Here is a 20,489-nt window from a genome sequence, read left to right on the forward strand (position 1 = left end):
CTCTCCAGGTGCAGGGGGGTCAGGCGCTGACGCGCTCGGGGGTGGCGGCGGAGGCGGCGGCGAGCTGGGCCTCGAGCTCGCGGCTCGCGCGCCTGTTGCGCCCGAAGCCCGAGATCAGGCCGCCGAGGCCGCGCAGGTGCCTGCCGTTGACGAGGGTGACGATCGAGCCGACCATCTCCTGGCTCACGGCGCCGTTGGTCATCTTGCCGATCGCGCGGAACGGCATGTTGTAGAGGAAGTACAGGTTGAGGTCGGGCTTGCCCTTGCGCTCGGCGCGGGCGATGAGCGACCGGAGCACGGACGCCGCGAGGCGCGCGAGCGGGCTGGGCGCCTGGTGCATGGCGAGCAGCGGGTCGTTGGGCCCGAGCGCGCGGCGCTCGGTCGTGACCGCGGGGATCGGGTGGCCGAGCAGCTGCGCGAACTCCGCGTCGGACACCTGGGCGACCTGGCCCGAGTAGTACGCCGGCAGCTCCGCGACGCCGTCCATCGTGGCGGTCTCCCCCGCCACCTCCACGGTGCCCTCGCCGCGGATGTCCTCGACGGAGGCGCCGACCCCGACCCAGTACCGGCCGGCCTCGACGGCCCACGCGCCGCGGCTCGCGCTGTAGTGGCGGAACGTGTACTCGTCGAACGGCACGGTGACCGTGACGCTGGCGCCCGGCTCGAGCGCGACCTTGCGGAAACCCTTGAGCTCGCGCACGGGGCGGTGCACGCCGGTCGACGAGCGGCCCACGTAGACCTGCGCGACCTCGGCGCCGGCGACGGCGCCCGTGTTCGTCACCGTGAACGTGATGCCGGCGTCGTCCACCGCGACGTCCGAGTACTCGAACGTCGTGTAGCTGAGGCCGTAGCCGAACGGGAAGAGCGAGGGCGCGTGCGCGGTGAGGTAGTAGCGATAGCCGACGTACAGGCCCTCGCGGTACTCGGCCGTCTCGGCGCGGCCCGGGTAGTACGCGTGGCTGGGGTTGTCCTCGAGGTGGAGCGGGTACGTCTCGGCGAGGCGGCCCGACGGGTTCACCTCGCCCGTGAGGACGGCGACCGTCGCCTCGGCGCCCGCCTGGCCGCCGAGGTAGCCGTGCAGGACCGCGCGGGCGTCGTCGATCCAGGGCATCTCCACCACGGATCCGGCGGACAGCACCACGACGATGCGGTCGGTCGCCTGACGGAGGCGGTTGAGCAGCACCACCTGGTTGTGCGGCAGCTCGAGGTGGGTGCGGTCGTTGCCCTCGGACTCGCTCGTCTCGTCGAGGCCCAGGTACAGCAGCACCACGTCGGCGTCGCGCGCCGCCGCGACGGCCTCGGTCGCGAGCGCCTCGTCCTCGCCGCCGGTGCGGCGGAAGCCCTGCGCGTAGGTCACGAGGTCGAGCGACGATGCGGTGATCGCCTCGACCGCGGACGAGAGGCGCGTCGGGTTGACGAGCGACGAGCCGGCGCCCTGGTAGCGGGGCGTCTCCGCGAAGTCGCCGATGACGGCGATGCGGGTGCCCGAGGCGAGCGGGAGGAGGTCGTCGTCGTTCTTGAGCAGCACGTGGCTCGCCTCGGCGACCCGGCGCGCGAGCGCGTGGTGCGCCTCGACGTCGACGGCGCGGGCGAGCGAGGGGTCGATCCGCTCGACGAGCACTCGGATCTCCGCGACGCGGACGTCGAGCTGCTCCTCGGTGAGGTCCCCGGCGGCGACCGCGTCGAGCAGCTGGCGCGCCGAGTCGAGGCCGGGCGACGGCATCTCGAGGGTGCCGCCCGCCTTGACCGCCTGGACGGCGTCGTTCGAGCCGCCCCAGTCGGAGACGACGGCCCCGTCGAAGCCCCACTCGTCGCGCAGGATGTCCTGCAGGAGGTGGGTGCTCTCGTGGGCGTACTCGCCGTTGACCTTGTTGTACGAGGACATGATGGCCTTCGGCGCGGCCTCGCGCACCACCATCTCGAACGCGGTGAGGTAGATCTCGCGGAGCGTGCGCTCGTCGACCACGGAGTCGCTCGCCATGCGGCGGTGCTCCTGGCTGTTGGCGGCGAAGTGCTTGGGGCACGCGGACACGCCCTGCGACTGGATGCCGCGCACGTAGGCGCCGGCGAGCTTGCCCGACAGGTACGGGTCCTCGGAGAAGTACTCGAAGTTGCGGCCGCACAGCGGCGAGCGCTTGATGTTGAGGCCGGGGCCGAGCACGACGTCGACGTCGAGGGCGGCCGCCTCCGCGCCGAGGGCCTCGCCCACCTGCATCGCGAGGTCGAGGTCCCACGAGTTGGCCACGGTCGCCGCGGTCGGGAAGCACGTCGCCTTGGCGGACGCGTTGATCCCGAGGTGGTCGCCCGAGCCCAGCTGCTTGCGGATGCCGTGCGGGCCGTCCGACAGGTTGAGGGCGCGGATGCCGGCACGCTCGATGGCGCGGGTCTCCCAGACGCTGGCGCCGCTGAGCAGCGCGGCCTTCTCGAGGAGGCTGAGCTCGTCGGTCATCGTGTCGCTTCCTTTCTGGTCCGCTCGCGGCTGCCGTACCCCGGCGACGTTGTCCGGGGGCCGAGCGATGTCGGGAGCGTTCGTGGGCCGGATATCTGCGCTGTCGCCGTTGACGACGGTCCGGGCTCCACGGAGAGTTCGGTGAGTCAATTAAGCCCGAGCGGCAAGGGCCCCGGTGACCGCGATGCACAACCTGCTCAACCGGTCGCACGTTCTGTCGCCGCCCGTGCCGCCTGCCTGGCAGATGCCCGATTCGTACCGGTACGCGGGGTGCGCTCCTACGCGCGCCGACGGGGCGGCGGGCCTGCGCGTGGCAGGTCCGCCGCCCCGTCGTGGAGCGTCGCCGGATCAGGCGTTGACGAGCACGTCCGAGTCGACCTTCTCGGACGTCGAGGCACGGTGACGGCGCACGCGGCGCACCACCATGAACACGCCGCCCAGGACCAGGAGGCCCACCGCGACCGTCGAGACGATCTGGATGTAGACCCACGTGGGCGGGGTGTAGGCCACCGTCGCGCCCGGCGCGAGGCCGTCCATCGCGTTGGAGTTCGCGACCGTGTACAGGATGTTGTGGGTCGCGTTGCGGATGTCGGTCACGGCCTTGGCGGACGTCGTGTCGCCGAAGGACTTCGACGGCTGGAACGTCAGCGTGAGGTCGGTGCCCGCCGAGATCCCCTGGTTGGGGTTCATGTACGGGTACAGGTTGAAGTCCGAGATCACGAAGCCCTCGAAGCCCCACTCGGTGCGCAGCACGTCGGTGAGGAGCGCCTCCGAGCCGCCGGCCCAGGTGGAGCCGATGCGGTTGAAGGAGCTCATCACGCCGCCGAGGCCGATGGTGGCCTGCGCCGTGGTGCCCTCGTCGTCGGCGATGTAGGTCACGTCCATCGAGACGTCCTTGACGGCCATCTCGAAGGGCTTGAGGTAGACCTCGCGGATCGCCTGCTCGGTCGCCCAGGTGGCCACGCCGTTGTTGACGCGGTTGGTCTCCTGCTCGTTGAGCGCGAAGTGCTTGACCGTGACGTACACGCCCTTGGTCGCGACACCGTTGGCCACCGAGGTCGCCATCGCGCCGGACAGGAGCGGGTCCTCCGAGTAGTACTCGAAGTTGCGGCCCGCGAACGGCGAGCGGTGCATGTTCATCGCCGGCGCGTACCAGCCGTTGATGCCCTTCTGCAGCGCCTCGTTGCCGAGCATCGTGCCCATGGCGTTGCCGAGCTCGACGTCCCACGTCTGGGCGATGAGCACCTCGGACGGGTAGGCGACGCCGTTGATCGACGAGTTGATGAAGGACGAGAAGCCGGCCGGGCCGTCGGGCTCGAGCGTCTGGGGCTTGCCGATCGAGCCGATGGGCGCGGTCTGGTACGCGCCGTTGAGCAGCACGTCGGTCATCTCGCCCACGGTCAGCGAGTCGAGCAGCTCGTCCCACTGCGGGTCGTCCTTGGCGAGGCCTCGCAGGTCGATGAGCGCGAGGTCCGAGTCGGCGCCGGTCGTGGGCTTGTCGCCCTCGAAGCCGGCGGCCGCGGCGTCGTAGTCCCACGCCTCGAAGCCCTCGACGATCGCGTCGGAGGCGACCATCTGCTCGGCGGTGGGGGCCGTCGGGAAGGTGCCAGCGAAGTCCGCACGCGAGAAGACCGGGATCTTGCCGGCCTCGCCCGTGGTGGTGAAGTTCGCGGAGACGTCGTCGAACTGGTTGGTCACCGCGGCCGCGTCGGACGCACGGTGGTCGTCGCCGGCGTAGACCACGTCGGAGTCCACCGTGTAGACGAAGGGTTCGGTGCCCTCGGCCACGGTGTGCGAGTCGGTCTGCACGGTGATCTCGTAGTCGCCGGCCTCGAGCACGTACGCGGCGTTCTCGAGGTAGTCGTAGGACGCCATGTCCTCGACCGCGAGCTCGATGGTGACGGACTCCGAGGCACCCGGCTCGATCACGCCGGTCTTGGCGAAGCCGCCCAGAACCACCTCGGACTTCTCGATGCCGCCCGCGGTGTAGGGGGCGGAGTAGTACAGCTCCACCACGTCGCGGCCCGCGACGTCGCCGGTGTTGGTGACGTCGACCGTCACCGCGATGGTGCCGTCGACGGCGCCCGCCTCGGTGCCGGCGACCTCCCACGCGAAGTCGGTGTAGCTGAGGCCGTAGCCGAACGGGTACACCACCGCGTCGTCGTAGTCGATGAAGCCCTCGGCGGCCGCGGTCTCGTAGTACCGGTAGCCGAAGTAGATGCCCTCGGCGTGGTTGACGAACGGCGCGTCGGACGTGACGGTCGCGTTCGAGGTCGCGGACTCGGTCGCGGAGACCGGGTAGGACGCCTCGATGTTGTCGTAGACGAAGCTGCCGAAGTTGTTCCAGGTCGGGTCGGCGGTGAAGTCCGCGGCCCACGTGTCGACCGTGCGGCCCGACGGGTTGACGTCACCGGCGAGGATCGAGCCGAGGGCGTTGAAGCCGGTCGCGCCGGGCGAGCCGGCGAGGAGGATCGCGTCGATCTCGGGGTCGTCCTGCAGGGAGCCGAGCTCCATCGTGGTGGAGGCGTTGACCACGACCACGACCTTGTCGAAGCTGTCCTTGGCGAGGGCGATCGTCGCCTTCTCGTCCTGGTTGAGCTCGAGCTGGTGCTCGCCCTCCTGGGCGCGCGGGTCCACGTTCTCGGGGTTCGCGATGTCGAGCATGTCCTGCGCGAGGTCGCCGCCCTCGCCGCCCGGACGGCCGATCACGACGATCGCGGCGTCGTCGTAGTCGCCGAAGGTCGCCGACTGGGCCTCGTAGCCGTCGATCTGCATCTCGCCGATCGTGTAGGTCGAGGACATCGGCAGGTCCATCTCGATGTGGCCGCGCTTGTTCTCCTCGGCGTAAGCCGAGATCGCGTCGTAGACCGGCGCGTTGATCGAGAAGCCGGCGTTCTCGAGGCCCGCGCGCACGTCGACCGCGGAGTTGGTGTCGACCGAGCCGGAGCCCGAGCCGCCGAACACCGGGTCGGCGGCCGCGCGGCCCAGGAGGGTCACGGCCGAGCCCGAGCCCAGCGGCAGCGCGCCGTCCTCGTTCTTCGCCAGGACGATGCCGCCCGCGGCGATGTCCTCGACGAGGTCCTTGGCGGCGGCGTCGACCTCGTCCATGTCGGCGAAGTCGGACTCGTAGTACGAGGTGTCCCAATCCGCGGACTCGTCGGAGTTCGTGAACGTGTAGGTGCCCGAGCCGAGCTGCGATGCGACCCAGCCGCCCGCGATGACGAGCGCCATGTTCGCGACGATGGTCAGCGCGGTCACGAGCGCGAGCACGGGTAGCCAGATGGACAGGTACTTCTTGTTGGACATCCGCTTCCTTGCGGGTGCGGCGTCCTTGCGCGGACGGGCGTTCACTGCGTGTCTCCTTCAGAAATGTGGATCGGTCGGACGTCGGACGCGTTCTCCGTCGTCCGTGCCAGCACGTGCGAGCGGCGCTTCGCGCCGTCGCTCGCCACCACCGCTGGCGTGGGGCGTCGAGCCTGCGCGGGGACGATGCGCCCGCCCGGTCGCGAGATCGGACCGGGCGGGCGCCCCGCCGGAGGCGGGACGTCTCGCGAGGCTCTCTGCCGAGTTACTCGGTGACCTCGGTGATGGTGCCGTCCTGGTCGATCTGCCAGGTCTGGCCGGTGGCGGCCGAGTCCGCCTCGATGACGAACTTGTCGCCGTCGACGTTCACGGTGCCGGTCACGCGCGACGCGGCGTCGGTCGCGACGAACGGCATCACCATGAGGCCGTACTTGACGGTCGGCGCGTCGACGTCGCTGGCCAGCATGACCTGGGCCCACTCGTCGTCGGCGAGCGCGTCGAGGACGGCCTGGCGCGCGGTCTCGAGGTCGGTCGCGACGTCGACGGTCGACTGCTCCTCGGCGGCGACCTCGGACGAGGACCCCGTGTCGCTCGAGCACGCGGTCAGACCGAAGGTGCCGGTGGCGGCGATGAGGAATGCGAGGCCGGTGGCCTTCACCTTCTTGTTCAGCATGTCTGTTCCTTACTCATGTGTCTGTCGAGCCGCGGCGTTCTCCCGCGGTCGGGTCGCCCACCGTACCCGGATCGAGCGGGTGCTCTGCCGGACCTTCGGGGGCCGGGATGTGGCCGACGGCGTGCCGCCGGCCACATCCCTGGGGTGGTGCTGCTTAGGAGATGACTCCCGAGTAGTTGAGGCCGAAGCCGTAGTCGTACGCGTTGCCGTTGGCGTCGGTGTAGGGCGTCATGTCCTTCGCGACGTCCTCGAACTGCGCCTCGACGGTGTCCATGTCGGCCGGGAACTGGATCGGCAGACGGCCCGAGGGCTCGTACTGACCCATCGCGACGTCGAACAGCGCCTGGTCCGAGGTGCCGAAGCTGACGAGGATCGCGTCCGAGTCCGCCTCGAACTCGGCCGGGATGGTCGGGTTGATCGCCTTGAGGGCGGTGATCACCGGGATGTCCTTGCCGCTCTTCTCGACGGCCTTGACCGCACGCTCGAAGGCGTCGAGGTCGGCCTCGTTCGTGATGAACGCGGTGTTGCCGAAGTAGGAGCGGTTCTCCACGGTGCCGTCCTCGAGGATGTTGCCACCGATCGAGGTCTTGCGGACGTTGTCGCCGTCCGCGACGTACTCGCGGTACTGCAGCGACAGCGGGGTCCACGTCCGGGTGCCGTCCTCCGCGACCGTGAGGCCCGCGTTGGTGAAGGTGCCACCCGAGTTCGGGCTGTCCATGCCGACGATGACGAGGTCGACGTCGGAGAGGTCCGGAGCGGTGTACTTGACGACCTGGCCCTCGTCGTCGAGCTCGACCTCGTCGGTGACGACGGCGCCGAAGAGCTCGGCGGCGACGTCGAGGTCCATGGTCGGGCCCTGCGAGTACGCCGCCGGGCCGAACGCGCTGGCGATGCCGATGTCGTACGACTGCGGGATGTAGACGGTCTTGTCCGACCAGTCCGTGCCCTCGGCGACGACGCCGTCGTTCTTCAGCATGACGACCGAGGCGAGCTGCGCCTCGTAGCCGGCCGTGACCTTGTCGTCCGAGGCGAGGACCGCCGAGGACGCCTCGGGGTCGAGGAACGAGTCCTCGTAGAGGCCGGTCTGGAACATCATGTTGAGGATGCGGGTGCCCGACAGCTGGAAGCGGGTCTCCGCGTCCATGTCGAGCTCGCCGGCCTCGAACATCTCCTGCCAGAGCTCGGCGCCCTCGAGGATGAAGGTCGCGTCGTTGACGCCGCCGAACATGTCGTGGCCGGTGCCGAGCACCTCGACGTAGCGCTCGGCGGGGGTCAGGTCCTCCGCGCCCCACGCCATGCCGAAGAAGACACCCTCGTCGTTGGCGCCGCTCATGACGCCCCAGTCGGTGACGACGACGCCCTCGTACGAGAGGTCGGCGCGCAGGATCTCCATGCGGCCCGTGTCGTACGCGGTGCCGGTGCGGTCCTCGAACAGCGGGTCGCCGTTCTCGTCGAGCGCGATCGAGTACGCGGTCATGACGGCCGCCGAGTCGAGCGCCGCGGAGAACACGGAGACGTGCTCCTCGAGGTTGTCACCCGGGTACACGCCGTACTTGCCGGACTCGGTGTGCGCCTCGCGGCCGCCCTCGCCCGGACCGTCGCCGGCCCAGTGCTTGATCATCGCGTTGACGGACTCGGAGCCCCACGCGGCCTCGCCGTCGGAGCCCTGGAAGCCGTCGACGTACGCCGCCGTCAGCTCGCCCGACTGCGCGGAGTCCTCGCCGAAGGTGCCGCCGACGCGGCTCCAGCGGGGCTCGGTCGCGAGGTCGACCTGCGGGCTGAGCGCGGTGGTGATGCCCAGCGCGCGGTACTCGGCCGAGGCCATCTCGCCGAAGTTCTTGGTGTGCTCGGCGTCGAAGGTGGCCGCGAGGCCCAGGTTCGACGGCCAGCGCGAGATGTCCGCGCCGTCCGCGTTGTAGCCGCCGGAGCCGGCGGTCGAGCGCGGGTCCGAGGCGAAGTTGACGGGGACGTACGGGGTGTCCTCGGTGGCGAGCGACTCGGCGAACGCCTGCATCTCGTTGACCCACGGCACGGTGGTGGCCGCGTCCGAGCCGGCGGCGTTGAGCACCGCGCGGAGGTTCGAGTCGGACAGGTACTCCTTCTGCGCGTCGGTGAGGCCGTCCGCGGGGGAGCGCTCGTGCGAGCTGAAGAGCATGAGGCCGGCGATCTGCTCGATCGACATCTGCGAGGCGAGGTCCTGCGCGCGCTCGGTCGAGTCGACGCGCCAGTCCTCCCACGTGTCGAGCTCGCCGTTGCCGTTCATGTCCTTGAACGCGACCGTAGCGCCGTCGACCGTCTCCTCGAGCAGCGTCACGCCGCTCTCGGCGCCGTAGCTGAGGTCGGGGGCGTCGCCCGGGTTGTCCACGACGACGAAGGTCGTCGTGCCGTCGGTCACCTCGCTGGTCGCGTACGCGGACGCGTCACCGGACACGTCCGGGCTGGCGTCGTTGGTGGTGGAGCCGGTGCATCCGGCCAGCGTGGCGGCAAGGCCCACACCCGCGAAGGCGAGCGCTCCCCTGCCACGGAGCGACCGCATCGCGGTCCCTCCCACCGTCTTCGTTGACTTCATCGCTGTCTCCTCATCAGTGTGCTGATCGCGCGCATCGATGCCGGCCCCGAGGAACTTCGTTGTTCGAACTTCGTCGTCTTCGGGGGTCGCCGGGCACGTGCGTGCTGAACGAGAGTCAATCAGCGGGCGTCGGGGCCCCTGGCCGGTCCGCACAACCTGTCGCCCCAGGCGCACAACCTGCGCCCCCGAGGGGGCGTCGTGACCGTTCCGTTATCGATTCACGACGTCGTCGGACCAGGCGTGACGCCTGGTCTCAGCCGCGGCGGACGCGGACGTCGCCCGCCATCACCACGCGCTCGTCGCCCGAGACGGTGCGCACCACGAGCGCGCCCGCCTCCGTGAGCGCGACGGCGCGGCCCGCGACGGGCGGGCCCCCGGGCACGTCGACGGCGACGTCCCAGCCCAGCGTCGCGGTGACCTGCTCGACGGCCGCGCGCGGGTGGTCGCCGCCCGCGTCCCACAGCGCCACGGCGCCGGCGAGCTCGGCCGCGAGCGCCCGCAGCAGCGTCACGCGGTCGAGCGAGGTCGCGCCCAGCGACGCGAGCGAGGCCGCGTGCGGCACCGGCAGCTCGGCCGACGCCTGCGAGACGTTGATGCCGATGCCGGCGACGATCGCGTCCTGCCCCGGCACGGTCTCGCACAGGACGCCGACGGCCTTGCGCCACCGTCCCCAGCCGGGGATCTCGCGCGCGCCGGCCTCGACCACCACGTCGTTGGGCCACTTGAGCCACGCGCCGACGCCCACGCGGCGCAGCGCGCGCACGGTCGCCAGGCCCACGACGAGCGGCGCCCAGCCGTAGTCCTCGCGCGCGACGTGCTGCGGACGGAGCAGGAACGATGCGGTGAGCGCGGCCCCCTGCGGCGTCACCCAGGCGCGGCCCGCGCGGCCGCGGCCCGCGGTCTGGTGGTCCGCGACGATCGCCGACAGGTGAGGCCACGCGTCCGGCTCGGCCCCCGCCACGGACAGCAGGCGGGTGTTGGTCGAGGGCGACGACGGCACCACGACCAGACGCGACAGGGTGCCGGGCACGAGGTCCGCGAGCGCGGCCTCGGTGAGCGGGCGGCGCGATCGGGCGACGTCGTCGGCTCCTGGCGTGGTCACCGGGCTAGGCTATCGGGCAGTCATGACCCCAAGGAGAACCGTGTCACCCATGAGGCCGACGAAGTCCACCGCGTCCGCGCTGGACGACCTGCGCAAGAAGGTCGACGCCGCCGTCACCGCCCCCGAGGCGACCGCGCAGGAGAAGCAGCACGCGCGCGGCAAGAAGACCGCCCGCGAGCGCATCGACCAGCTGCTGGACGAGGGGTCCTTCACCGAGCTCGACCGCCTCGCGCGGCACCGCTCCCGCAACTTCGGCCTCGACCGCAACCGCCCCTACGGCGACGGCGTGGTCACCGGCTACGGCACCATCGACGGCCGCCAGGTCGCCGTCTACTCCCAGGACTTCACGGTCTTCGGCGGGTCGCTCGGCGAGGTGCACGGCCAGAAGATCGCCAAGATCCAGGACTTCGCGCTGCGCACGGGCGTGCCGCTCATCGGCATCTCCGACGGCGGCGGCGCGCGCATCCAGGAGGGCGTCGCGGCGCTCACCCAGTTCGCGGAGATCTTCCGCCGCAACGTCGCGGCCTCGGGCGTGATCCCGCAGATCTCGATCATCCTCGGCCCGTCCGCGGGCGGCGCGGTCTACTCCCCCGCCCTCACCGACTTCATCGTGATGGCCGACGGCACCTCGCAGATGTTCATCACCGGCCCGGACGTCATCAAGTCCGTCACCGGCGAGAACGTCACGTTCGAGGAGCTCGGCGGCGGCCAGGCGCACAACGTGAAGTCCGGCGTCGCGCACTACCTCGCGCAGGACGAGGACGACGCGATCGAGTACGTCCAGCACCTGCTCCAGTTCCTGCCGCAGAACAACCTCACGGACACGCCCGCGTGGGAGGCGGAGGCGGACCTCGAGGTCACGGACGAGGACCTCGCGCTCGACACGCTGGTCCCCGACAGCGACAACCAGCCGTACGACATGACGACCCTCATCGAGGCGATCGTCGACGAGGGCGAGTTCCTCGAGGTGCAGCCGCTGTTCGCGCCCAACGTCGTGGTCGGCTTCGGCCACGTCGAGGGCCACTCGGTCGGCATCGTCGCGAACCAGCCCATGCAGATGGCCGGCACGCTCGACATCAACGCGTCGGAGAAGGCCGCCCGCTTCGTGCGCACGTGCGACTCCTTCAACATCCCGATCATCACGCTCGTCGACGTGCCCGGCTTCCTGCCGGGCGTGAGCCAGGAGCACCAGGGCATCATCCGCCGCGGCGCCAAGCTCATCTACGCGTACGCCGAGGCGACCGTCCCGCTCGTCACCGTGATCACGCGCAAGGCCTACGGCGGCGCGTACATCGTCATGGCCTCCAAGCAGCTCGGCGCGGACGTCAACCTCGCGTGGCCCACGGCGCAGATCGCGGTCATGGGCGCCGGCGGCGCCGTCAACATCCTCCACCGCCGCACGCTCGCCGACGTCGAGTCGAAGGGCGGCGACGTCGAGGCCGAGCGCCAGGCGCTCGTCGAGGACTACGAGGACCGCATCGTCAACCCGTACGACGCGGCCGACCGCGGCTACGTCGACGCGGTGATCGAGCCGTCCGAGACCCGTGCCGAGATCGTCAAGGCGCTGCGGGCGCTGCGCACCAAGCGCGCCGCCCTGCCGCCCAAGAAGCACGGGAACATCCCGCTGTGACCGAGGACGCGCTCGGCGCGGCGGCCGGCCTCAAGGTGGTGCGCGGCACCCCCGACGAGGCCGAGCTCGCCGCGCTCGTCGCCGCGGCGGCCGCGATGGCCTCCGCGGCGGGGGACGATGCGGAGGAGCCCGGCAGCCCGCGCTCGGCCTGGATGGACCGGTCGCGCACGCTGCGCGGCTACCGCGGCCCGCTCCCCCTCGCGCGCGGCGACGCGGCCTGGCGCCACTCGCTGCGATGAGGCGTCTCCTCCCGCTCGCCCTCGCGGGCCTCGCGGCTCCGCAGGCCTACGCCCGCGCATCGTCCCTGCACGACCGCCACCCGGCCGATTCCGACGCGTTCCGACCGGCCGATGCGGCGCTCGTGCTCGGCGCGCGCGTGTGGCCGGACGGCCGCCCGTCGCGCTTCCTGCGCCAGCGCGTCGAGGCGGGCGCGGCGCTCTACCACCGCGGGCTCGTGCCGCTGCTCGTGCTCACCGGCGCCGCGCACAACCGCGAGGGCCTCGACGAGACCGAGGCGATGGAGCGCACCGCCCTCGAGCTCGGGGTGCCGGCCGATGCGCTGGTCCGCGACGGCTCGGGCCACGACACCCGCGCGTCGGCCCGCAACGCGCGCGACCGGCTGGGGCTCGGCAGCGTCGTCGTGTGCACCCAGGAGTTCCATGTGCCGCGCGCGATGTGGCTGTGCCGCAGCGTCGGGCTCGACACCCAGGGCGCCTACCCGCCGGTGCTCGCCCGCCAGCACACCGCGATCGGGTACGTGCGCGAGCTGCCCGCCACGTGGAAGGCCGCGCTCGAGATCGCGCGGGACGCGATCGCGCCGCACGACGCCCCGCGCTGACGTCCACCCCTCGCGCGCGCGGCCGGCGCGCGCGACCATGGAGCCATGAGCTCGCAGTGGTCGATCGCGTCGGAGGACTCGTTCCTGTCGATCGCGAGCCGCGGCTCGACCTTCTCGATCCTGTCCGTGGGCAGCGTCGCGTCGATCGGCTCGATCGGGTCCGCGTTCTCCGCGTTCAGCATCGCCAGCACCGCGTCGATCGGCTCTGCGATGTCCTTCGCGTCGCGCGGGTCCGTCATGGCGTCGCGCGCGGCGGGCGACGTCATGGGCCGGCACCGGCCGGGGCCGCCCGGGCGGTGGGTGCTCGCTCAGGCGGCGCTCATCGGCGGGCTCGCCGCGCTGGCGGTCGCCGGCGCGCGCCGGACCCGCACCCGCGCATAACAGGCAATTAGGCAAGGCTCGCCTCACCGAATTACCATCGTTGCGTGCTGCTCGACTCCCTCTCCACCGGCGCCGTGGTCCGTGTGCGCGCCATCAGCGCCGAGGCGCCCATCGCGCTGCGCCTGCGGGAGATGGGCCTGAGGCCGGGCACCCGCATCCGCATCGCCGGCCGCGCCGCCTCGGGCGCTCGCGTCGTGGCGATCTCCGGCGCCCGCATCGCGGTCGACCGCCAGACCTCGGGGCTCATCGAGGTCGAGCCCGCATGACCGCCACCACCCGCACCGCCTCGGTCCTGCTCGTCGGCAACCCGAACGTGGGCAAGTCGACGCTGTTCAACCACCTCACGGGCGCGCGCCAGCGCGTGGTCAACGCGCCGGGCACCACGATCGGCCTCGCCGAGGGCACGTGGCGCGCCGGCGACGTCGACGTCACGCTCATCGACCTGCCCGGGACGTACTCCCTCATCGCGCGTTCGCCCGACGAGCAGGTGGCCGCCGACGCGGTCGCCGACACGGAGCACGACCTCGCGGTGGTCGTGCTCGACGCGACCGCGCTCAGCCGCTCGCTCTACGTCCTGGGCCAGGTGGCCCGCGCGGGCCGTCCCGTGGTCGCCGCGCTCACGATGACCGACCTCGCCGAGGCACGCGGGCTGCGTCCCGACCACGACGCGCTCGCGCAGTCGCTCGGCGTGCCCGTCGTCGAGGTCAACGGCCGCACCGGCGCAGCCGCGGCGATGCTCGCCGGCACCGTCGAGGAGGCGCTTCTCACCCGCCCGCGGGTGTCCGGCATCGTGCCGCGCCCGCCGGACCGCGAGCTCGGCGACGAGCTCGCGCACGCGCAGCAGATCTTCGACTGGATCGAGGCCGTCACCGACGCGGCCCTGTCGCCCGAGGAGCCGCGCGAGACGTTCTCCGACCGCATCGACCGGGTGCTGCTCAACCCGTGGGCGGGAGTGCCGGTCTTCCTCGCCGTCATCTGGGCGGTGTTCCAGCTCACGACCGCCGTGGCCGCGCCGCTCATGGACGGCGCGGCGGCCCTCGTCGACGGCCCGGTCACGGGCGCCGCGACGTGGGTCCTCGAGGCCGTGCACGCGCCGGCGTGGCTCGAGTCCTTCGCGATCGGCGGGATCATCGCCGGCGTGGGCGCGGTCGTGTCCTTCATCCCGCTCATGGCGATCATGTTCGCGTCGGTGACGATCCTCGAGTCCAGCGGCTACCTCGCGCGCGTCGCCGTGGTCGCCGACCGCGCGATGCGCGCGGTCGGCCTCGACGGGCGCGCGATGCTCCCGCTGATCGTGGGCTTCGGCTGCAACGTGCCCGCGCTGTCCGCGACCGCGGTCCTGCCCCACGCGCGGCAGAGGCTGCTCACCGGGCTCATGGTGCCGCTCACCACCTGCACCGCGCGCCTCACCGTGTACCTGCTCCTCGCGCAGACGTTCTTCCCGGGCAACGCCGGCACGGTGGTGTTCGGGATGTACCTCGTGTCGATCGCGCTCGTCGTGCTCTTCGGGCTCGCCGCCCGGCGCACCGCGCTGCGCGACGTGCGGCCCGAGCCGCTCATCATCGCGCTGCCCGACTACCAGTGGCCCCACCTGCGCACGCTGGGCCTGGGCGTGTGGACCCGCGTCGTGTCGTTCGTCCGCAAGGCCGGCTCCGTCATCATGGTCGCCGTCGCCGTGCTGTGGGTGCTCCAGGCCATCCCGGTGCGCGGCGGCCACGACCTCGCCGACGTCCCCGTGCAGGACTCGGTGTACGGCGCCACCGCGACGGCGATCGCGCCCGCGCTGGCGCCGATGGGCCTCGACGACTGGCACATCGCGGCGTCCCTGGTCTCGGGCGTCGCGGCCAAGGAGGTCACGGTGGGCGCGCTCGCGCAGTCGTACGCGCTCGAGGACCCGGGCTCGGGCTCGACCGAGACCCTCGGCGCCCAGGTGCGCGCCACGGTCGAGGAGACCTCGGGCGGCGCGGCGGGGGCCGCGGGCCTCGCGTTCATGATCTTCGTGCTGGCCTACCTGCCGTGCCTCGCGACGCTCGCGGAGCAGCGCCGGCTCTACGGGTGGCGATGGACCGCGGGGGCCGCCGGCGCGCAGCTCGTCATGGCGTACGTGCTCGCGACCGCGGTGTTCCAGGTGGGGAGGCTGCTGTGACCGGCGTCTTCGGCGCGGTGATGGAGCGTCTCGCGGCGGGCGACAGCCCGCGCGCGGCGGCCCGCGCGCTGGGCATCCCGCTCGACCTCGCCGAGACCGTCGCCGCCGAGGGCGAGCGCTTCGGCCTCGTCATCCGCGCGGGTGCGGCCTGCGGCACGTGCGTGCCCGGCGACTCCCCGGCGTGCGCCGGCTGCCCGATCGCGCGCTGAGGGGGCTCAGACCTCGGCGCGCGCCGTGTCGAGCCCCGCGAGCATGGCGTCGAGCAGCTCCCGGGCCTGCCTGAGCTGCGCGTCGTCGAGCGCCTCGAGCTGGCGGCGCCGCTGCGCCCGCGCGTCTCCCACCACCTCGCCCGCGAGCTCGCGGCCCGTGGCGGTGAGGGTGAGCCGACGGATGCGGCGGTCGACCGGATCCTCGTGGCGCTCGAACAGACCGCGCTGCACCATGCGCTGCACGATGCCGGTCGCGACGGACGGATGCACGCCCACCGCGTCCGCGAGGTCCGTGGTGGTGCAGCCGTCCTCGGCGTACAGGATCACCAGCGCGCGGAACTGATGGAGCGTGAGGCCCAGGCTGGCCACCGTCTCCGCCGTGCGCGGCACCGATCTCCGGAGGAAGACGACCATCGCGTCGGTCGCCGCCTCCAACAGCTCTTCGCGCTCGCCCATCATGTCCCCCCATCCGGCAAATGTTCACGCAATCCTCACTATAGCCACGTTATTCAGGCGATTTGCCGCGCCCGTCCGCGCGTGGCGGGCGCTCGGCGACCCCGCATCGGCGCCCGTGCGCGCTCCCCGCTAGGCTCGCCGCATGCCGGTCCCCCTCGTCCTCGCCTCGCAGTCGCCCGCCCGCCTCTCGACGCTCCGCTCGGCGGGCGTCGAGCCGCGCGTCATCGTGAGCGAGGTCGACGAGGACGCCGCCCTCGAGGCGGCCCGCATCGAGCACGAGGCGGCAGGCTGGGGTCCGCTCGAGCCGGACGATGCGGTGCTCGTCCTCGCGCGCGCCAAGGCCGTGACGGTGGCCGGGCTCCACGAGACCGAGGCCATCGTGCTGGGCTGCGACTCGATGCTCGAGCTGGACGGCCAGATCCTGGGCAAGCCGGCCGATGCCGCGGACGCGGTCGTCCGCTGGCGCGCGATGCGCGGCCGCACCGGTGTCCTCCACACCGGCCACTGGCTGGTGGACGACCGCGAGGCCGGCACGGGCGGGACGCTCGGCGCGACCTCCTCGACGGTCGTGCGCTTCGCGCACCTCAGCGACGCCGAGATCGACGCGTACGTCGCCACCGGCGAGCCGCTGCGCGTCGCCGGCGCGTTCACCGTGGACGGCCTCGGCGGCCCGTACGTCGAGGCGATCGAGGGCGACTACCACGGCGTCGTCGGCGTGAGCCTGCCGCTGCTGCGCGGCCTGCTCGGCGAGCTCGACGTCGCCTTCCACGAGCTCCGGGGCTGAGCCGCATCCGGCGAACCCCCTGACATGCGCCCGCATCGGGGCTAACGTCGAGGGATGGGCGCGGGGGTGGGCCCGGGCCGGACCCGGGTGCGCGCAGGGGAGGCGTGGCGCCGGCTGACGGCGGCACGCTGGCGGGTCGCGCGCGACACGCTCGACGGCAACCGCGCCGCGGCCGGCGTGATGCTCGCGCTCAACGTGCTCCTGGGACTGCTGCCCGCGGTGTTCATCATCGCGATGTCCGTGCTGGTCGGGCGCGTGCCGGCGGCGATCGAGACGGGGCTCGGGACGGCCGCGTGGGATGCGCTCGGCGCCGCCTTCGCGGTCGCAGGCGCCGCCCTGCTGACGATGCAGGCGCTCTCCCCGGTCGAGCAGGCGCTGTTCTCCGTGGTGAGGCAGAGCGTCGACGCGACGATGCGCGATCGCCTGATGGAGCGGACGCTCGCCGCGTCGGGCATGGCGGCCATGGAGGACCAGCGCGTGCTCGACGCGCTCGCGCGGGCGACGTCCGACCTCGACAAGGAGGACGAGGGCCCGGGCGCCGGAGCGGCCGCGTCGATCGCGGTGGTGCGCAACTGGACCGCGCTGCTGTCGATGGCGACGCTCGCCGGCGTGGCAGCCGGCTGGTGGGCGGGCGCGGGCGTGGCCCTCGTCGCCGGCGCGCTGCGCTGGCGGCAGCGACGCCAGATGCGGGTCGCGGAGGCCGCGTTCACGGCCGCCGCGCGCGACCTGCGCAGCTGGGAGTACTTCCGGGACCTCTCCACGGGGGCGGCGGTCGCCAAGGAGACGCGCGTGTTCGGGCTCACCTCGTGGCTGGCCGACCGCACGAGCGCGTTCTACGCCGCCTACACGGTCCCCCTGCAGCGCATCTACGAGGACACGCAGCGGCGCGAGGCGTTCGCGGCGCTGGCCTCCGGCATCGCGATCCTCGGCACGGTCGCGGCCGTCGTCGGCGCGCAGGCCGCCGCGGGCGCGCTCAGCCTGACCGCGTTCGCGCTGTTCCTCCAGGCCACCGCGGCCGCCATCCCGCTCGGCGACTTCTGGGGCCGCCCGGACATCGGCTCCCAGTCGGGCCTGCGGCACCACCGGGCGATCACCGATCTCGACGACGCCCTCGCCGCGCACCGGGCACCCGCCGCAACGGAGCCCACGACGGCGCTCGCGCCCGACGCGCCCTCGCGCTCGCTCGACCTGGTGGGCCTCCGCTTCCGCTACCCGGGGTCCGCGGAGCTGGTCCTCGACGGCCTCGACCTCACCCTGCAGGCCGGACGGACCACGGCGATCGTCGGCGTCAACGGGGCGGGCAAGACCACCCTCGTCAAGCTCCTCGGACGACTCTACGAGCCCACGGCCGGCCGCATCGAGGTCGACGGGGTCGACGTCTCGACCGTGGACGTCGCGGCGTGGCGCCGGCACCTGTCCGTCGTGTTCCAGGACTTCCTGCGCTACGAGCTGACCATGCGCGAGAACATCGCTGCCGGCTTCCCGGAGGCGCCGGTGGACGATGCGGTGGTCGCGCAGGTGGCGCACGAGGCGGGCGTCCTCGACGCCCTGCGGGAGCGCGGGCTCGGCCTCGACACGCCGCTCGCGCGCTCCTACACCGGCGGGACCGACCTCTCGGGCGGGCAGTGGCAGCGGATCGCGATCGCCCGGTCGCTGTACGCGCTGCACCACGGCGCCCGGGTGCTCATCCTCGACGAGCCGACGTCCGCCCTCGACGTGAGGGCCGAGGCCCGGTTCTTCGACCGGTTCGTCGACCTCACGCGCGGCGCGACCACCGTGCTGATCTCCCATCGCTTCTCCTCGGTGCGGCGCGCCGACGACATCGTCGTGCTGGACCGCGGGCGCGTCCGGGAGCGCGGCTCGCACGGGACGCTCGTGGCGGCCGGCGGGGAGTACGCCCGGCTCTTCGGCCTGCAGGCCGCGCGCTTCCGCGCCGGGCTCGACGCCGAGGGCGCGCCACGGCCGACGGAGGGGGACCGATGAGGGAGCTCGTGACCGGCATTGCGCGGCTCGCGGCCGTCGCGTACCGCGCGCGCCCCGGGCGGCTCGTGCTGGTCATCACCCTCGCCATCGTCCGCGCGATCTCGGGACCGGGCGCCGCGATCGCCGCGGGTGCGGCGACCGACGCCGCCGTCGCGGGCGACGGGACGCGCGCCGCCTGGGCGGGGGCCCTGCTCGTCGCCTCCGGGGTCACCTATGCGGTGCTCGGCCAGATCAACTTCCTCATGGGGCTCGACCTGTCGCGGAGCGTCTTCGAGCGGCTGCAGCACGGCGTCATCGAGGTGACGAACGGCTCGGACGGGATCGCGCACCACGAGCGCCCCGACTACGCGGATCGGCTGCGCGTGCTCACCACCGACCTGGAGTTCTTCCAGTACTTCGCCATGGAGCACGTGTTCTCCTCGGTGCGGGTCGTCGTCGGCGGCGCCGTGGCGCTCGCCGCGCTGACGGCCGTGTCGCCGTGGCTGCTGCTGCTTCCCCTCGCAGGGGCGCTGCCCGTGTGGGCGGGCCGGCGTGCCGAGAGCGTCATGGGGCGCGCCCGCGAGCGGGCCGCGCAGGACGCCAGGCGCGCCACCCACCTGCTCGGCCTCGCCACGGCCCCCGGACCGGCGAAGGAGATCCGCCTCACCCGGATGGGGGCGCGGATCCGCGAGCTCCACGCGAGCTCGTACCGCCGCGCGAGCTCCACCGTGGTGCGCGGCGAGCTCGCCTCGGGCACGCTGCAGGGCCTGGCGCTGCTGCTCTTCGGCGCCGCGTTCATCGGCTCGGCCCTGTTCGTGGTGCGCAGCGCGGTCGCGGGCGACGCGAGCGTCGGCGACGTGGTCCTAGTCATCACCCTGGCCTCGCAGATCGTGGCGCAGCTCGCGGAGGCGCAGTTCCTCGCGAACTCGCTGCAGCGGATCGCCGCCTTCATGGAGCGGCTCGAGTGGGCGCGCTCGCTCGTCGCCTCCCGTCCGATCGAAGCACCGCTGGCGGCGCCGGAGTCGCTCGCCGACGGCATCAGGTTCACCGACGTGCGGTTCGCCTACCCCGGGACGGACGCGCCGGTGCTCGACGGCGTCGACCTCCACCTGCCCGCCGGCGGCGTGGTCGCGATCGTCGGCGAGAACGGCGCGGGCAAGAGCACGCTCGTCAAGCTCCTGTGCCGTTTCTACGAGCCCACGCACGGCGCGGTGCGGGTCGACGGGACGGATCTCGCGCGCATCCCGGTCCCCGAGTGGCGCTCGCGGCTCACCGCCGGGTTCCAGGACTTCTGCCGCCTCGAGACGACCGCACGCCACACGGTGGGGCTCGGGGATCTCGACCGCCGCGACGACGACGACGCCGTGCTCGCGGCGCTCGAGCGCGCCGAGTCGACGGTGATCCTCGATCGCCTGCCCGACGGCCTCGACACCCACGTGGGCAAGTCCTACACCGAGGGCACCGAGCTGTCGGGAGGCCAGTGGCAGAAGCTCGCGCTCGGGCGGGCGATGATGCGCGACGCCCCGCTCGTCATGCTGCTCGACGAGCCCACCTCCGCCCTCGACGCCGAGGCCGAGCACCGGCTCTTCGAGCGCTACGCGGCCTCGGCCTCACGGGTGGCCGCGCGCACGGGCGCCATCACCGTGCTCGTGTCCCATCGCTTCTCCACCGTGCGGATGGCGGACCTCATCCTCGTCGTCGACGGGGGACGGATCCGCGAGGCCGGCTCGCACGAGGAGCTCATGCGCGTGCCCGGCGGGCTCTACGCCGAGCTGTTCGCGCTGCAGGCCTCCCAGTACTCCTGAGAGCGCGCACCCACCCGCCCGTTTGTAGAGGCGACACAACCTACGACCCCGTAGCCGCGCATCGTCCCGCGTTTCCTTGTCGACACCCCACAAACGGCGGGGGGCGCGCTTAGAGCCGCGCACAGACTTAGGTCCCGGGACCCCGACGCGCCGGGGGGTGCCCGGAACCCCGCGCTACGGTT

General features: G+C 72.6%; 16 protein-coding genes. 10 read left to right on the top strand and 6 right to left on the bottom strand.

The genetic code is table 11. From position 1 onward, the window contains the following. Positions 1-19: 19 nt before the first annotated feature. The 5 genes from AOM07_RS01550 to AOM07_RS01570 all read right to left on the bottom strand — a co-directional run bounded on the left by AOM07_RS01550 (position 20) and on the right by AOM07_RS01570 (position 10,096). On the bottom strand, positions 20-2,449 hold the full coding sequence (locus AOM07_RS01550; RefSeq protein WP_062310716.1) for a glycoside hydrolase family 3 C-terminal domain-containing protein: 2,430 nt from the start codon (positions 2,447-2,449) through the stop codon (positions 20-22). 348 nt (positions 2,450-2,797) lie between these two features. After that, entirely contained in the window at positions 2,798-5,800 is a 3,003-nt protein-coding gene (locus AOM07_RS01555; RefSeq protein ID WP_062310719.1) for a glycoside hydrolase family 3 N-terminal domain-containing protein, read from the bottom strand. A 217-nt stretch (positions 5,801-6,017) separates the two neighbouring features. Continuing rightward, entirely contained in the window at positions 6,018-6,425 is a 408-nt protein-coding gene (locus AOM07_RS01560) for a hypothetical protein (protein ID WP_062310722.1), read from the bottom strand. Positions 6,426-6,579: 154 nt separating this feature from the next. Then, a complete protein-coding gene (locus AOM07_RS01565; protein ID WP_062310725.1) occupies positions 6,580-8,994 on the bottom strand; it encodes a glycoside hydrolase family 3 N-terminal domain-containing protein in 2,415 nt (804 codons plus the stop codon). Positions 8,995-9,247: 253 nt separating this feature from the next. Beyond that, a complete protein-coding gene (locus tag AOM07_RS01570) occupies positions 9,248-10,096 on the bottom strand; it encodes a biotin--[acetyl-CoA-carboxylase] ligase (protein ID WP_082227342.1) in 849 nt (282 codons plus the stop codon). Positions 10,097-10,145: 49 nt separating this feature from the next. Here AOM07_RS01570 and AOM07_RS01575 point away from each other — a divergent pair, with 49 nt between their 5' ends. The 7 genes from AOM07_RS01575 to AOM07_RS01605 are packed head-to-tail and all read left to right on the top strand — an operon-like array spanning position 10,146 to position 15,300. Next, positions 10,146-11,726 (top strand): acyl-CoA carboxylase subunit beta, encoded by a 1,581-nt coding sequence (locus AOM07_RS01575; RefSeq protein WP_062310727.1) that lies wholly within the window; start codon positions 10,146-10,148, stop codon positions 11,724-11,726. Continuing rightward, complete coding sequence (locus tag AOM07_RS01580) at positions 11,723-11,965, top strand: acyl-CoA carboxylase epsilon subunit (protein ID WP_062310729.1); 243 nt, start codon at positions 11,723-11,725, stop codon at positions 11,963-11,965. Before AOM07_RS01575 ends, AOM07_RS01580 begins: the two co-directional genes overlap by 4 nt. Continuing rightward, entirely contained in the window at positions 11,962-12,564 is a 603-nt protein-coding gene (locus AOM07_RS01585; RefSeq protein WP_062310732.1) for a SanA/YdcF family protein, read from the top strand. Before AOM07_RS01580 ends, AOM07_RS01585 begins: the two co-directional genes overlap by 4 nt. Positions 12,565-12,609: 45 nt before the next feature. Continuing rightward, positions 12,610-12,945, top strand: a complete 336-nt coding sequence (locus tag AOM07_RS14360) for a hypothetical protein (RefSeq protein ID WP_156171739.1) — start codon at positions 12,610-12,612, stop codon at positions 12,943-12,945. Between the two features lie 44 nt (positions 12,946-12,989). Then, positions 12,990-13,211 (top strand): FeoA family protein, encoded by a 222-nt coding sequence (locus tag AOM07_RS01595; protein WP_228374344.1) that lies wholly within the window; start codon positions 12,990-12,992, stop codon positions 13,209-13,211. After that, positions 13,208-15,091, top strand: a complete 1,884-nt coding sequence (gene feoB / locus AOM07_RS01600; RefSeq protein WP_062310734.1) for a ferrous iron transporter B — start codon at positions 13,208-13,210, stop codon at positions 15,089-15,091. Before AOM07_RS01595 ends, feoB begins: the two co-directional genes overlap by 4 nt. After that, complete coding sequence (locus tag AOM07_RS01605) at positions 15,088-15,300, top strand: hypothetical protein (RefSeq protein ID WP_062296760.1); 213 nt, start codon at positions 15,088-15,090, stop codon at positions 15,298-15,300. The genes feoB and AOM07_RS01605 overlap by 4 nt, the downstream gene beginning before the upstream one ends. Positions 15,301-15,306: 6 nt before the next feature. On the opposite strand, the gene AOM07_RS01610 is transcribed toward AOM07_RS01605, so the two are convergent. After that, positions 15,307-15,756 carry a MarR family winged helix-turn-helix transcriptional regulator gene (locus AOM07_RS01610; RefSeq protein ID WP_169748107.1) on the bottom strand — a complete coding sequence of 150 codons (450 nt, stop codon included), beginning with the start codon at positions 15,754-15,756 and terminating at the stop codon, positions 15,307-15,309. 142 nt (positions 15,757-15,898) lie between these two features. On the opposite strand from AOM07_RS01610, the gene AOM07_RS01615 reads away from it, so the two are divergent. The 3 genes from AOM07_RS01615 to AOM07_RS01625 are packed head-to-tail and all read left to right on the top strand — an operon-like array spanning position 15,899 to position 20,307. Then, complete coding sequence (locus AOM07_RS01615) at positions 15,899-16,540, top strand: Maf family protein (protein WP_062310738.1); 642 nt, start codon at positions 15,899-15,901, stop codon at positions 16,538-16,540. 54 nt (positions 16,541-16,594) lie between these two features. Next, entirely contained in the window at positions 16,595-18,523 is a 1,929-nt protein-coding gene (locus tag AOM07_RS01620; protein WP_062310740.1) for an ABC transporter ATP-binding protein, read from the top strand. Then, positions 18,520-20,307 carry an ABC transporter ATP-binding protein gene (locus tag AOM07_RS01625; protein ID WP_062310742.1) on the top strand — a complete coding sequence of 596 codons (1,788 nt, stop codon included), beginning with the start codon at positions 18,520-18,522 and terminating at the stop codon, positions 20,305-20,307. Before AOM07_RS01620 ends, AOM07_RS01625 begins: the two co-directional genes overlap by 4 nt. Positions 20,308-20,489 lie beyond the last annotated feature (182 nt).

Origin of the sequence: Demequina rhizosphaerae, from assembly GCF_000971255.1 — a bacterium.
GTDB lineage: Bacteria > Actinomycetota > Actinomycetes > Actinomycetales > Demequinaceae > Demequina > Demequina rhizosphaerae.

What these genes read in the sequence shown, in the direction of transcription:
- AOM07_RS01550 (WP_062310716.1), bottom strand. Translation starts at nt 2,449, where the DNA reads ATGACCGACGAGCTCAGCCTCCTCGAGAAGGCCGCGCTGCTCAGCGGC.
- AOM07_RS01560 (WP_062310722.1), bottom strand. Translation starts at nt 6,425, where the DNA reads ATGCTGAACAAGAAGGTGAAGGCCACCGGCCTCGCATTCCTCATCGCC.
- AOM07_RS01565 (WP_062310725.1), bottom strand. Translation starts at nt 8,994, where the DNA reads ATGAAGTCAACGAAGACGGTGGGAGGGACCGCGATGCGGTCGCTCCGT.
- AOM07_RS01575 (WP_062310727.1), top strand. Translation starts at nt 10,146, where the DNA reads ATGAGGCCGACGAAGTCCACCGCGTCCGCGCTGGACGACCTGCGCAAG.
- AOM07_RS01585 (WP_062310732.1), top strand. Translation starts at nt 11,962, where the DNA reads ATGAGGCGTCTCCTCCCGCTCGCCCTCGCGGGCCTCGCGGCTCCGCAG.
- AOM07_RS14360 (WP_156171739.1), top strand. Translation starts at nt 12,610, where the DNA reads ATGAGCTCGCAGTGGTCGATCGCGTCGGAGGACTCGTTCCTGTCGATC.
- feoB (WP_062310734.1), top strand. Translation starts at nt 13,208, where the DNA reads ATGACCGCCACCACCCGCACCGCCTCGGTCCTGCTCGTCGGCAACCCG.
- AOM07_RS01610 (WP_169748107.1), bottom strand. Translation starts at nt 15,756, where the DNA reads ATGGGCGAGCGCGAAGAGCTGTTGGAGGCGGCGACCGACGCGATGGTC.
- AOM07_RS01615 (WP_062310738.1), top strand. Translation starts at nt 15,899, where the DNA reads ATGCCGGTCCCCCTCGTCCTCGCCTCGCAGTCGCCCGCCCGCCTCTCG.
- AOM07_RS01620 (WP_062310740.1), top strand. Translation starts at nt 16,595, where the DNA reads ATGGGCGCGGGGGTGGGCCCGGGCCGGACCCGGGTGCGCGCAGGGGAG.
- AOM07_RS01625 (WP_062310742.1), top strand. Translation starts at nt 18,520, where the DNA reads ATGAGGGAGCTCGTGACCGGCATTGCGCGGCTCGCGGCCGTCGCGTAC.